Raw genomic sequence first — 13,149 nt, 5'->3', positions numbered from 1 at the left:
GCAAGGCCGGACGCGCGGTAACCGCCAGTCGCAAGCAGGAGGAGCATGCCCATGTACAAGGCGCCGGTAGACGAAATCGCGTTCACCCTCAAGCATGTCGCCGGAATGGCCGAAGCGCTCGAACAGGGCCGGCTTGGCGATCTGAGCGACGATCTCGTCGATGCCATCCTGGCGGAAGCCGGCCGTTTCGCCTCCGATGAAGTGGCACCGCTCGCCGAGATCGGCGACAAGCAGGGCGCCCGCATGGTCGACGGCAAGGTTCTCGTGCCTGACGGCTGGGCAGACCTCTATCGCCACTGGGCCGAAGGCGGCTGGAACGCGCTGGTCGCGCCGGAAGAATTCGGCGGGCAGGCCCTGCCGCACATGCTCAACGTCGCGGCGCTGGAAATGTGGAATTCCGGCTCCATGGCCTTCGCGCTCGGCCCGACGCTCACCATGGGCGCCTCGGAAGCCCTGGCCACGCACGGCAGCGCCGCGCTCAAGGAAAAATTCCTGCACAAGATGGTGTCCGGCGAGTGGACCGCCTCGATGAACCTGACCGAGCCGCATGCCGGCTCCGACCTCGGCGTGATGAAGTCGCGCGCCGAGCGCCGCGACGACGGCAGCTACCGCATTTTCGGCCAGAAGATCTTCATCACCTGGGGCGAGCACGAGATCACCGAGAACATCGTCCACCTGGTTCTCGCCCGTCTGCCCGACGCGCCGGCCGGCACGCGCGGCATCTCGCTCTTCCTCGTGCCCAAGTTCCTGGTGAACGACGACGGCTCGATCGGGGCCCGCAACGACCTGCATTGCCATTCGCTCGAGCACAAGCTCGGCATCCACGGCTCGCCGACCTGCACGATGATCTATGGCGACGGCAAGTTCGGCGGCGAGCCGGGCGCCATCGGCTACCTGATCGGCGAGGAGAACAAGGGCCTCGCCTGCATGTTCACGATGATGAACAATGCCCGGCTTGCGGTCGGCATGCAGGGCGTGGCGATCTGCGAAGCCGCCACCCAGAAGGCGGTCGAATATGCCAGGGAACGCACCCAGGGCAAGGCGCCCGGCTGGACCGGATCCGGCATGAGCCCGATCATCGAGCATCCGGACGTTGCCCGCACGCTGATCACCATGAAGGCGCTGACCCAAGGCTCGCGCGCCATCTGCTATTCCTGCGCCCATGCCATCGACATGTCGCACCACACGGACGGCGCGGACGCAAAGAACTGGGCCGAGCGCGGCGCGCTTCTGACCCCGATCGCCAAGTCCTTTGCCACCGATGCCGGCGTCGACGTCGCGTCGATGGGCATCCAGGTGCATGGCGGCATGGGCTTCATCGAGGAGACGGGTGCGGCCCGCTACCTGCGCGACGCCCGCATCGCCCCGATCTATGAAGGCACCAACGGCATCCAGGCCGCCGACCTCGTCACCCGCAAGCTTCCCCTGTCGGACGGCGCCCAGGTGCGCGGCTTCATCGCCGAGCTGAAGGAGATCGCCCAGGCCGTGCGCGCCTCCAACCTCGAAGGCTTCGGCACCACCGCCGACCGCCTCGATGCGAGCCTCGCCGATCTCGAGGACGCCACGGAATGGCTGCTCGCCCGCCTGGCTGAAGGCAATGTGGCCGCGGCCCTCGCCGGCGCCACCCCTTACCAGCGGCTGTTTGGCCTCGCGCTGACCGGAACCTATCTCGCCAAGGGCGCGCTCGCCGACGAGGACCACGGCCGCGACAACCGCATCGCTCTGTGCCGCTTCGCCGCCGAGAACCTGATCGCCGAGACCGCGGCCCTCAAGGACCGCGTCGTCAACGGCGAGGCGAGCCTGACGGCGGCGCGTGCGCTTTTTGCCTAAACACTCTGGCCACGCGTCCTCTTCTCCCCGTCGGGGAGAAGGTGGCCGAAGGCCGGATGAGGGGGAGGCGAAGCCTCGCAAGAGCCCCCCTCATCGCCTCGCATTCGCTCGGCACTTCTCCCCGCTGGGGAGAAGAGACAAGGAAAGACACCCATGACCGACCATATCCTGATCGAACGCCCCGAAGCCCATCCCGGCGTGATGGTGATCCGCTTCAACCGCCCGGAGAAGAAGAACGCCATCACGCAAGGCATGTATGGACGCATGACCGAGGGTCTGCTGGAGGCCAAGGATGATGCGGGTATCCGCGCCGTCGCTTTCCTCGGCAGCGAGGGCTGTTTCTCGGCCGGCAACGACATGGCCGACTTCCTCGCCTTCGCCATGGCCGGCGCCGTCGGTGAGCCCGCCGCCTTCGGTTTCCTGAAGGCGCTTTGGAGCGTGTCGAAGCCCATCGTCTCCGGTGTCGACGGCCTTGCCATCGGCATCGGCACGACGATCCAGATGCACTGCGATCTGACGATCGCCTCCGACCGCAGTCTGTTCAGGACGCCCTTCGTCGATCTGGCACTGGTTCCGGAAGCCGGCTCCAGCCTGCTGGCACCGAGGATGATGGGCCATCAGCGCGCCTTTGCCATGCTGGCCGCCAGCGAAGGCTTCTCCGCCGAGCAGGCGAGGGAAGCCGGCCTGATCTGGAAGGTCGTCGTCCCGGCCGACGTCGAGGCCGAGACGCTGAAGCTTGCCGCCTCGCTCGCCGCCAAGCCGCCGGAAGCCATGCGCATCGCCCGCGATCTGATCCGCGGCGATCGCGGTGAACTGGCCGCCCGCATGGACGAGGAGCTGAAATTCTTCGTCGAACGGCTGAAAAGCACCGAGGCCCGCACAGCCTTCGAGGCCTTCATGACGAAGGGGCGTGGTTGACCTTGCCGCCTTGCCGGTCCAGGTGACAGGATCCGGACATAATTAACAGGCTTTTAAGTCTGGCTGCATATAACGGGATTGCGGTCCGTGGACCGCTGTCGCGCCATGATGGCCCTTGTCGTCTTTCCCAACGTGGATTGGCAATGCCCGGATCGGCCGCGATGCAAACGTGCCAGCGCCTTGATCGGGATTGCCGCTTGAATGAGGTATCCCCCCCGTGAGCACACGCTCGAACCTGATGACCAAGATTCTCGTGGCTGCGTCCCTCGTGGTCGTGGCTGCCTTGTCCGGCTTCTCCATCTACATCGACAGCCTGCAGCGCGCCGCAACCACGCGCGCCGTGCAGGACGAGATCAAGTCGACCGGCCTGCAGGCATCGCAGAGCATCGCCAACTGGCTGAATGCCCGGGTCATGCTGACGGAACTTGCCGCCAATGCCGCCGCCAAGACCACCACTGCGGAAGAGATCGTCGCCGCCTTCGACAACCCTGTGCTGATCCGCGAATTCATGTCGACCTATGTGGGCGACGAGCAGGGCGTGTTCACCAGCGTTCCGAACCAGCCGCTGCCGGCGGACTACGACCCGCGCAAGCGCCCATGGTACCAGGATGCGGTCAAGGCCGACAAGATGGTGCTGACCGACCCTTACGCCGACGCCTCGACCGGCAATCTGATCATCAGCGCCGCCACGCCGGTGAAGCGCGCCGGCAAGCTGTTCGGGGTTACGGCCAGCGACTTCTCGCTGAACTCGCTGGTGGAGATGATTGCGACGGTCGACATGGGGGGCAAGGGATCCGCCTTCCTGGTCAACAAGTCCGGCGTCATTCTGGTTCATCCGGACAACGCACTTGTGAGCAAGACGTTGGCCGACGCCTTCCCCTCTGAAACACCCGCGATCGGGGCTGAACTCTCCGAGACGGTCTTTGCCGGCAAGCCCGTGCTTGTCAGCTTCCTGCCGGTCAAGGGGCTTCCGACCAGTGACTGGTATCTCGGTGTCACCGTCGATCGCGACATGGCCTATGCCGGCATCAGTGCGTTCCGCACCGCGGCCGCCGTCGCCACGCTGATCGGCGTCGTTGCCATGATCGGCGTTCTGGCCGCACTGCTCTCGCGTCTCGTCGTGCGCCCCGTGGTCGACATGACCGGCGTCATGGGCCGGCTGGCGAGCGGCGATATCTCGGCCGAAATCCCCGGCTCGGACCGCAAGGACGAAATTGGCGAGATGGCGGCAGCCGTTGCCGTGTTCCGCGACAATGCCATCGAACGTAGCCGTCTCTCCAGGGAGGCGGAGGAGAACCGCAGCCTGAGCGAGCAGGAACGGCGCGATCGCGAGGCGTTGAAGGCGCGTGAAGCCGAGCAGGTTTCGTTTGCGGTCCAGGCTCTCGCCGACGGCCTCGGCAGTCTCGCCAACGGCGATCTCGTTCATCGCATCGACACGCCGTTTGCCGGCGATCTCGATCGCCTGCGCGTCGACTTCAACGCGTCGGTCGCCAAGCTGCACGATGCGCTCGCCAATGTCGGCCTGAATGCACGGGCGATCGACAATGGTGCCAACGAGATCCGCATGGCCGCCGACAATCTGGCGCGGCGCACGGAGCAGCAGGCCGCTTCGGTCGAGGAGACCGCCGCGGCGCTCGAGGAGATCACCACGACCGTCAAGGATTCCGCCCATCGGGCCGAGGAGGTCGGCCAACTCGTCAGCCGTGCCCGCAACGGTGCGGAGAAGTCGGGCGAGATCGTTCAGCGGGCCGTCGAAGCCATGAACGGGATCGAGAAGTCCTCCGGCGAGATTTCCAACATCATCGGCGTGATCGACGAAATCGCCTTCCAGACCAATCTTCTGGCGCTCAATGCCGGCGTCGAGGCCGCCCGTGCCGGTGAAGCCGGCAAGGGTTTTGCGGTCGTCGCCCAGGAAGTGCGCGAACTCGCCCAGAGGTCGGCAAACGCCGCCAAGGAGATCAAGCAGCTGATCGGCGCTTCCGGCCAGCAGGTTCAGTCCGGCGTCCAACTGGTCAACCAGACCGGCCAGGCGTTGGAGGTGATCGTGCGCGAGGTCCAGGAAATCAATCACCATGTAAACGCGATCGTCACGGCGACGCGCGAACAGTCGACCGGCCTCCAGGAGATCAACACCGCCGTCAACACCATGGACCAGGGAACGCAGCAGAACGCGGCCATGGTCGAGGAGCAGACGGCGGCGAGCCATGGCCTCGCGTCGGAAGCGGCGGCGCTGACCGCGCTGCTGGCCCAGTTCAAGATCCAGCAGGCCGGCGCGCACGCGCGATCGGATGCCTCGCGCCGCGCCGCCTGAACGGCGGATAGCAGAGTCTCAGCAGAGTTGGACGGCACCGCGGGTCTCGACCGGTGCCGTTTTGCTTTGCGGAGGGCCAGCTACGGCCACATTTGCGCCCCTTCGCGCTTCTTTAATGCTTTCGCGGTTTCTTGTTGGAAATCGAACGAGGAGAAGGAGCGGATGATGCGGAAAAGGGTGAAGGGCCTAGCCCTGGTGCTGGTGGCAATTCTCGCCGGAGCGGCGGAGCCTGTCCTCTTCGGCGCGGCGGTTGCGCTGGCCGACAGCGACGACGTGATCGTCGAAAGCCATTCGAACCGCAATCCGCCGCCGCCCGGTGTCAGGCCGCAGCGCTTCTTCTGCGTCATCCAGCCGCCCGACAGCGCAGAGACTTCGATGATGTATTCCTGCCCGGCCAATCCGGGACGGGTCGGCGGCCGTTGCCGTTGTTCGGGCATGGTCGGCAGCGGCACGCTCTACGCGCGCTGATCTCTGGGATCGGCGATGGATCTATCTCGGTAACATCACGAACCGGGTCCGCTAGGATGCGGCGACCGGGTATGACCGGTCACTTCGCCGTCAAACGGACAAGACCTGGGAGACGCTCCGAACCGTCCGCTCAGCGCAGGACGAAGTCGCGCAGCCCTCGGCCTCCGGACGGGTCGGTCTGATACCGGCAGATAATGTGGAGATGGGCATGGAAAATGTGCTGGCCGGCGGCCGCGCCAACGTTCCATCCAACTGTGAAACCTTCCGGCTGGAATTCGGCCAGATATCGCTTGGCTTCATCGAGCATCTCTCCGAAGTCTGCCCACTCCTCAGCGCTGAAGTCGAAGGGCGCTTCAACGTGCCGGAAGGGAATGATCATCGCCGAGGGATTTGGCGGATTGGGCTTCGCCACCACAAAGTGGGAGCGGTTCTTCGCTATCGGTTCGTCACCTGATGTCCCATCCGGTTTACACCATCGACAGTCCGGTTTGCTGGTCACCATTGCCTTCTATCCATGCCGAAATATCTGTGCATACATATCGGTCATGCGTGACGCTGCCAACATATCGACTGTCAGAAGCCGTCCGGCCGCGTTCGGCGCGGGAGCCCTCATTGGTGCCCTCGGAGGCTTGATCGGCCTTGGAGGCGCGGAGTTTCGCCTGCCGCTGCTGATCGGTGTCTTCAACTTCGCGGCTCTGGAAGCGGTCATCCTGAACAAGGCGATGAGCCTCGTGGTGGTCGCGACCGCCCTGCCATTTCGCGCGGGAACCGTGTCCTTCGGCACGATTGCCGACAATTGGGCAATCGTCGTCAACCTGCTTGCCGGCAGCCTGCTCGGTGCGTGGTTCGGAGCCGGCTGGGCGATACGTCTCAAGTCCGAGACACTCTACAAGGTCATCGCGGCCATGCTCGTTGCGATCGCTGTCGTGCTGGTTCTCGGGCATGACGCAACGGCCGGACATGCCGTGTTGACGGGGTTGGCGCAACTCGTCGCGGGCGTGGCGGCGGGCTTCATCATCGGGATCGTCGCCGCGCTGCTCGGCGTGGCGGGCGGCGAATTGCTGATCCCGACCCTGGTCTTGTTGTTTGGTGCGGATATCAAGCTCGCGGGAAGCCTGTCCCTTACCGTCAGCCTGCCGACGATGCTCGTCGGCTTCATGCGTTACAGCCGCGATCAGAGCTTTTCGGTGCTGGGTCGCAACAAGGCTTTTCTTCTCGTCATGGCGGCAGGGTCGATCGTCGGAACCTTTGTCGGCGGCTTGCTGCTGGGGCTTGTTCCGAACGCCGTCCTTCTGCCGGCGCTCGCCATGATCCTGCTGATCTCGGCCGTGAAAGTCTGGCGGCATAGCTGAGAACGACGGTTGCAGAACAGGCCGCAATCACGGGGAATGTCGGCCCCCTCAGCCCTTGACGAGTGTTGCCACCACTTCAACATGCGACGTCCAGAGGAACTGGTCGATCGGCGTCACGGAGGTGACACGGTAGCCGGCGCCGGTCAGGATCGACAGGTCGCGGGCCAGCGTCAGCGGATTGCAGCTGACCGCGACGATCTTCTTCACCGCCGAGCGGGCCAGTTCCTTGCATTGATCTTCGGCGCCTGCCCGCGGCGGGTCGAAGACGACGGCATCGAAGGTCTTCAGTTCCGATACCATCAGCGGACGGCGGAAGAGGTCCCGCCGCTCGATGGAGACGGGCTTCAGCCCCTGCGCATTGCGTGCGGCGTGGTCGAGCGCCTTGATCGCCTTTTCGTCACTCTCGACCGCGTGCACCTGGGCGATGCGTGCGAGCCTGAGTGCAAACGTACCGACCCCGGCGAACAGGTCGGCGGCACGCTTGACCTTGCCGATATGTTCGAGCGTCAGGCGGACCATGGCCTCTTCCGCGGCAACCGTTGCCTGGGCGAACGCTCCGGGCGGCGGTGCGAGATTGACGCCGGACATGTCGATCAGCGGCCGGCGCTGTTCGATGACGATCTCGCCGTTGACCGAGACGCGGGCAATGCTGCGCATGGCCAGCACGGTTTCGGTGACCGCGCGGCGTTCCTTGTCGGCCAGCGTCTTGATGCCGTCGATCGCCACGTCGAGGCCGGACAGCGTCTCCATCACCGTCATGCGGAACGGTTCCGCCGTGGTGGCCGCCGCGCCGCCGATCTTCTTCAGGGCATCGAGACCGGCCAGAATGCCCGGCGCGGCGATCGGACATTCCTCGATGGCGACGATGTGGTGGCTTTCGGCCTGGTTGTAGCCGATCAGCAGTTCCTTTTCGGTGCGCCGTGCGGCAAACACCACGCGCCGGCGCTCGCCGGGATGAGCCTCGATCAGCGTGCCGACGGGCACATCGATGCCCTTCGATTTCAGCGCCGCGACGACCAGCGACCGCTTGAAGGCGTTGTAGGCGGGTTTCGCCATGTGCTGCAGCGAACAGCCGCCGCAGCTGCCGCCCTTGCCGTCCGGGCCGAAATGCCGGCAGGCGGGGGCAATGCGGTCCGGCGAGGTCTCGCCATAGGACATGATCGTGCCGTGGTTCTTTACCCGCGCGATGGCGAGCGTTTCGCCGGGCAGGGAGAAGGGCACGTAGACCGGGCCGTTCGAGGCGTGGAAGATGCCGTCGCCCTGGGCGCCGAGCATGTCGATGGTGACGGTTTCCGTGCTCATTCGCTGTCCTCGGACTTCTTGCCGGCCAACAGGAATTCCTCGTTTCCGTCGCCGCCGGCAATCGGCGAGGGGATGAGCCCGAGGCTTTCCCAGCCCATATCCTCGACCAGCCAGCGTTCCAGTTCGGCGGCGACGAGGGGTGCGGTTTCCGGCTCCTTCAGCAGCCCCGCCTTGCTGATCGCATCGCGTCCCGCCTCGAACTGCGGCTTGACCAGCAGCAGGCAGTGGCTGCCCGGTTCCGCCATGTCGAGGGCAGGGGCCAGCGCCAGTTTCAGGGAGATGAAGGACACGTCGGAGACGATGAAATCGATCGGCCGGTCGCCGATGTCTTCGGGTTCGAGGTAGCGGGCGTTCAGCCCCTCGATATTGGTGACGCGCGGATCGTCGGCAAGCCGCGGATGGAACTGGCCATGGCCGACATCGATCGAGGTGACGTGCGCAGCGCCGCGCTTCAACAGCACTTCGGTGAAGCCGCCGGTCGACGCGCCGACGTCGAGACAGTCGTGGCCTTCGGGGTTAAGCCCGAAATGGTCGAGCCCCGCCACGAGCTTCAAGGCCGCGCGCGAGACATAGTCCTGCGCCGGATCGTCGATGGTGAACTCGTGTTCGGCGGAAAAGACGAGGCTCGGCTTGGTGACGACCTTGCCGTCGACCTTGACGGTGCCGCGCTGGATCGCGTCGCGCGCGCGCGAGCGGCTGGCGAAAAGGTCGAGGGCGACCAGGAGCTGGTCGAGACGCTGGGGTTCGGGATGTGATGACATCGCTTGTCAATGGCCGTCCCGGCGTGCAAGTGCAAGCCTTTTGTTGGCGAATGGCCGGGAGAGCCTGGCTGGTCGCCATTTCGGCGATTCCAATGCCCGTTGCGACATGGCGCCGAACCGGTCGCCGCGACGCGGCCGACCCGCCCAGATCAGGTCGTTTCTGCCGATTGACTTGCCGTGGCTTTGCCGCCTAACTGCGGCAAAGGCCGCTTCGGCCGTTCGTTACATCGGGGAGAGCGCGATGAAGAAAACGATGCTGGGGGGGCTTGCCGCCCTGACGATGACGGCGTCGGCGATGGCCAATGACACCTCCGCCGTGCTCGAGGCCGGCGGACTGGTCTACACCCGGCAGGATTCGGTCGACATGCTGAGCGAGGACCTGTTCATCTCCCAGGAGGAGATCACGGTCGACTACGTCTTCAAGAACCAGGCCGAAACCGATCTCGAGACCGTCGTCGCCTTTCCGATGCCGGCGATCGGCGGTTTCCTGGAGTTCAATGCGGCCCTCGACGACTACGAGCACGACAACTTCATGGGTTTCACCGTCTCGCAGGATGGCAGGGAGATCGAGCCCCAATTGCAGCAGCGGGTCACCGTCAACGGCATCGACATGACCGACGAGGTGAAGAGCAGGGGCGTCTCGCTCCTTCCGCTCAGCGAAACGACCCGCGCGGCGATCGCCAAGCTGCCGGAAGACGTGCTGAAGGACTGGGAAACGCGCGGCCTCATCCTCAACACCGCCTATGATCCGGAAAAGCCGGTGGCGCCGGACTATTACCCGCTGTGGAAGCTGGAAACCGTCTACTGGTGGCGCACCACTTTCCCGGCAGGCAAGGAAGTCAAGGTTCACCACAGCTACAAGCCGAGCGTCGGCGGAACGGTGGCGATGACCTTCGTGCGCGACGGCGCACCGACCCCGGAACTGGAGGAATACCGCGAGCGCTATTGCGTCGACGATGCCTTGCTCAAGACGGCGATCAAGCTCGAGAAGCAGCAGAACTACGATGCCGGCATCTATTTCTACGAAAAGTGGATGTCCTACATCCTGACCACCGGCGCCAACTGGGCCGGTCCGATCGGCAAGTTCAAGCTGACCGTCGACAAGGGCGACACCAAGAACTACGTCAGTTTCTGCGGCCAGAACGTCCGCAAGGTCGGGCCGACGTCCTTCGAAATGACTGCCACCGACTTCTATCCGGAGAAGGACCTTCACATCCTCCTGGTGGTTCCGAGCCAGTAAACGCCGGAATGTAAGATTTCGCGCTGCGGTATAACGGATTTCTAATAGGATTTGTGCACGTTCGGTACGATTGTACGAACTCCGCGACCAAGGGTGCACCATGACGGCGGCGCTGCGGAAGGACGCAATCATGCGTCAGTCCCCGCGTGCCCGCATGCTCGACCACGAGTCCGTCTGGACGAGCGTCCGCGAGAGAGTAATCCCGCATGTCCCTCAAGAACATTTCCCTGAACAAGAAGCTGATCCTCACCTTCCTCGGCATCATGGCCAGCTGCTTTCTCGCGACGGCGATTGTTTTCGTCGAGGCCTATCGCGCCAAGCTTGCTTCGGTTGAGCAGCAGCGCTCCGAAGAGATCCTCTCCCTCTCCGATCGCGCGCTGGAATCGATGCTCGAACAGGCGGTGAACCAGCGTGGTTTCCTGCTGTTCCGCAGCGAAAGCACCTACAAGGACGTCTTTGCCCACCGCGAAAAGATGCTCGGTTATATCGAGGAGGCCAAGAAGGCCGCCGCGGGCGATGCCGCGATCGTCGCCTCGCTCGACGCGATGAAGGCCGCCGCCGACGTCTTCCACACCCAGTTGACAGAGCCGCAGCTTGCCGCCCGCAAGAACACCGAGGCTCCGATTGCCGAGATCATCGAGATCGGCCGCAACGCTTCCAAGGGGCAGCTCGACGCCTTCCGCGAGGAAGCGACCAAGATCAAGGACCAACTCGCCGCCATGTCGGCCAAGAACCAGGCAGCGCTGGCCAGTGCCCATCTCACGCTTGAACTCGCCCTCCTGATCGGCGGCTCGATCGCCGGGCTGGTCGCGGTCGCTTTGATCTGGGTCCTGTCGCGCTCCATCGTCACGCCGATCGTCGGCATGACGGGCGCCATGGCACGGCTGGCCAACGGGGATCATAACGTCGACGTGCCTGCCCTCGACCGTGAGGACGAAGTCGGCCAGATGGCCAAGGCCGTTGTCGTGTTCAAGAATGCCGCTATCGAAAAGCAGCGGCTTGCCGGCGAGACGGAAGCCATGCGCACCAGCGCCGAGCAGGAGCGCCGCCGCGCCGAGGCCGACAAGGCCCGCGAGGCCGAAGAGATCGCCTTTGCCGTCAACCAGCTGGCGACCGGTCTGTCGGCGCTCGCCGACGGCAATGTCGCTTACCGCATCGACACGACCTTTGCCGAGCGCCTCGACGCGCTCAGGCTGAACTTCAACGCCTCGCTGGAGAAACTCCAGGACGCGCTTCGTTCGGTCGGCGCCAATGCCGCGGCGATCAATGCCGGAGCCTCTGAAATCCGCGCCTCGGCCGACGATCTCGCCCGCCGCACCGAACAGCAGGCAGCCTCCGTCGAGGAAACGGCTGCCGCGCTCGAACAGGTGACGACGACGGTCAAGGACACCGCGCGCCGCGCCGAGGATGTCGGCCAACTGGTCGCCAGCACCCGCACCGGCGCCGAGCGCTCCGGCCAGGTGGTCCGCAATGCCGTCACCGCCATGACCCAGATCGAGAAGTCGTCCGGCGAGATCGGCAATATCATCGGCGTCATCGAGGACATCGCCTTCCAGACCAATCTTCTGGCCTTGAATGCCGGTGTCGAGGCGGCCCGTGCCGGCGAGGCAGGCAAGGGCTTCGCCGTCGTCGCCCAGGAAGTGCGCGAACTGGCGCAACGCTCGGCCAATGCCGCGAAAGAGATCAAGGCGCTCATCTCGACCTCGTCGACCCAGGTCGGCAATGGCGTGGCGCTGGTCGGCGAGACCGGCTCGGAGCTGGAGAAGATCGTCTCTGCAGTTGAGGAAATCAGCGCCCATGTCTCGGCGATCGTCACCGCCAGCCGCGAGCAGTCGACCGGCCTGCAGGAGATCAATACCGCAGTCAACACCATGGACCAGGGCACGCAGCAGAACGCCGCCATGGTGGAAGAGCAGACGGCGGCCAGCCATGCGCTGGCAACCGAAGCCGCATCGCTGAACGCGCTTCTGGCCCAGTTCCAGCTCGGCCAGGCTCACGCAGCAGCGGCTCCTGTTCGCACGACCCGCGCCGCTCCGCTTTCCGCAGCCGATCGCAACGCCAAACCTGCCGCCTCGCCGGCCCGCGCGCTTGCCGGCCGCATCACCCAGGCTTTCGCCGGGGGCAACACGGCTGCCAAGCAGGAATGGTCTGAATTCTGACCGCCATCCGCGGATAAGGAACAACATGAAAACACCCGGCTCTCTTGCGAGGGCCGGGTGTTTTTTAACTTCGGAACCTGCGTCCCGAGGCTTAGAGCCAGCGGCGCGACGAATAGGTCGGCGCCTGCGACGAGGTCGCGAGGAAATAGCCGATCACGCCGCCGACGAGACCGGCCGTGAGCAGCGCGGTGGAGGTGCCCGTCGGGTGTTCGCGCGCCACCGAACCGATGCTGACGGCCTCGTCCTTGGCATAGCTCGCAACGTCCTGGACCTTGCGACCGGCGCCGTTCAGCAGTGTCGCAGCGCGGCCGCGCGCCTCACCGGCAACCTTTTCGCCTTCTTCCGAAAGCAGGTCCTTGAAGTGCATGACCTGGGCCTGGAGGCTGCGCAGTTCGTTCATCATGTCGCTGTTGTTGCTGGCCATGGGTGATCCTTTCCTGTTGAGGGCTTTGTTCCCAGGGGAAACGCGGCGCCGAGGGTAAGGTTCCTTTGCTCGGTGCGAAGGCGTATCGCGCCTCAGGCGGGTAGCGTCGCCACCCGCTCGACGGCGGTGAAGACCGGCGGCGCCAGCGCCCCGCCGGAGGCCATGGTCCCGGGAACCTCCGGATCGGCGCGGAAGGCGACAAAGGCCGCCTCGCTCGGCCAGTCGATCAGCACGAAGACACGACCGGGCTCGGCCGTGGCAAGCACGCTTGCACCCAGGCTGCCGTGTCTGGCACGCATTTTCGCGCCCGCGGTGGCGAAGACGGATATGAAACGGGCGAGATCCTCGATCGGTACCTCTGCGAGTGTGGTGTACATGTCGTTT

12 protein-coding genes are annotated in these 13,149 nt (G+C 64.9%); 7 read left to right on the top strand and 5 right to left on the bottom strand.

All coding sequences use genetic code 11. The annotated features are described in order from the left end of the window. The first annotated feature begins 51 nt into the window (after positions 1-51). The 4 genes from AC07Y0_RS14390 to AC07Y0_RS14375 all read left to right on the top strand — a co-directional run bounded on the left by AC07Y0_RS14390 (position 52) and on the right by AC07Y0_RS14375 (position 5,527). Positions 52-1,830: an acyl-CoA dehydrogenase family protein gene (locus AC07Y0_RS14390; RefSeq protein ID WP_498678363.1), complete on the top strand. Its 1,779-nt coding sequence runs from the start codon at positions 52-54 to the stop codon at positions 1,828-1,830. 153 nt (positions 1,831-1,983) lie between these two features. Next, complete coding sequence (locus tag AC07Y0_RS14385) at positions 1,984-2,748, top strand: crotonase/enoyl-CoA hydratase family protein (RefSeq protein WP_498678362.1); 765 nt, start codon at positions 1,984-1,986, stop codon at positions 2,746-2,748. A gap of 217 nt (positions 2,749-2,965) precedes the next feature. Continuing rightward, a complete protein-coding gene (mcpU, locus tag AC07Y0_RS14380) occupies positions 2,966-5,059 on the top strand; it encodes a methyl-accepting chemotaxis protein McpU (RefSeq protein WP_498678361.1) in 2,094 nt (697 codons plus the stop codon). Positions 5,060-5,221: 162 nt separating this feature from the next. Next, positions 5,222-5,527, top strand: a complete 306-nt coding sequence (locus AC07Y0_RS14375; RefSeq protein ID WP_498678359.1) for a hypothetical protein — start codon at positions 5,222-5,224, stop codon at positions 5,525-5,527. Between the two features lie 130 nt (positions 5,528-5,657). On the opposite strand, the gene AC07Y0_RS14370 is transcribed toward AC07Y0_RS14375, so the two are convergent. Continuing rightward, positions 5,658-5,906, bottom strand: coding sequence for an HIT family protein (locus tag AC07Y0_RS14370; protein WP_498678357.1), 249 nt, complete (start codon positions 5,904-5,906; stop codon positions 5,658-5,660). Positions 5,907-6,072: 166 nt separating this feature from the next. On the opposite strand from AC07Y0_RS14370, the gene AC07Y0_RS14365 reads away from it, so the two are divergent. Next, positions 6,073-6,879: a sulfite exporter TauE/SafE family protein gene (locus AC07Y0_RS14365; protein WP_498680241.1), complete on the top strand. Its 807-nt coding sequence runs from the start codon at positions 6,073-6,075 to the stop codon at positions 6,877-6,879. A 48-nt stretch (positions 6,880-6,927) separates the two neighbouring features. On the opposite strand, the gene AC07Y0_RS14360 is transcribed toward AC07Y0_RS14365, so the two are convergent. Further along, positions 6,928-8,181 carry a class I SAM-dependent RNA methyltransferase gene (locus AC07Y0_RS14360; RefSeq protein WP_498678356.1) on the bottom strand — a complete coding sequence of 418 codons (1,254 nt, stop codon included), beginning with the start codon at positions 8,179-8,181 and terminating at the stop codon, positions 6,928-6,930. After that, positions 8,178-8,942, bottom strand: a complete 765-nt coding sequence (locus AC07Y0_RS14355) for a TlyA family RNA methyltransferase (protein ID WP_498678355.1) — start codon at positions 8,940-8,942, stop codon at positions 8,178-8,180. The genes AC07Y0_RS14360 and AC07Y0_RS14355 overlap by 4 nt, the downstream gene beginning before the upstream one ends. A gap of 241 nt (positions 8,943-9,183) precedes the next feature. Here AC07Y0_RS14355 and AC07Y0_RS14350 point away from each other — a divergent pair, with 241 nt between their 5' ends. Together AC07Y0_RS14350 and AC07Y0_RS14345 are read left to right on the top strand one after the other, a co-directional pair. Then, positions 9,184-10,182 (top strand): DUF4424 domain-containing protein, encoded by a 999-nt coding sequence (locus AC07Y0_RS14350; RefSeq protein ID WP_498678353.1) that lies wholly within the window; start codon positions 9,184-9,186, stop codon positions 10,180-10,182. Positions 10,183-10,388: 206 nt separating this feature from the next. Further along, positions 10,389-12,341 carry a methyl-accepting chemotaxis protein gene (locus AC07Y0_RS14345; RefSeq protein ID WP_498678348.1) on the top strand — a complete coding sequence of 651 codons (1,953 nt, stop codon included), beginning with the start codon at positions 10,389-10,391 and terminating at the stop codon, positions 12,339-12,341. A 91-nt stretch (positions 12,342-12,432) separates the two neighbouring features. On the opposite strand, the gene AC07Y0_RS14340 is transcribed toward AC07Y0_RS14345, so the two are convergent. Both AC07Y0_RS14340 and AC07Y0_RS14335 read right to left on the bottom strand, forming a co-directional pair. Beyond that, a complete protein-coding gene (locus AC07Y0_RS14340) occupies positions 12,433-12,765 on the bottom strand; it encodes a hypothetical protein (protein ID WP_498678346.1) in 333 nt (110 codons plus the stop codon). A gap of 92 nt (positions 12,766-12,857) precedes the next feature. Continuing rightward, positions 12,858-13,142: an antibiotic biosynthesis monooxygenase family protein gene (locus AC07Y0_RS14335; protein ID WP_498678344.1), complete on the bottom strand. Its 285-nt coding sequence runs from the start codon at positions 13,140-13,142 to the stop codon at positions 12,858-12,860. Positions 13,143-13,149 lie beyond the last annotated feature (7 nt).

The organism is Allorhizobium sp. GW101-3B10 (assembly GCF_059424725.1).
The sequence above is the reverse complement of the archived record's forward strand: the minus strand, read 5'-3'. Positions and strand labels throughout refer to the sequence as shown.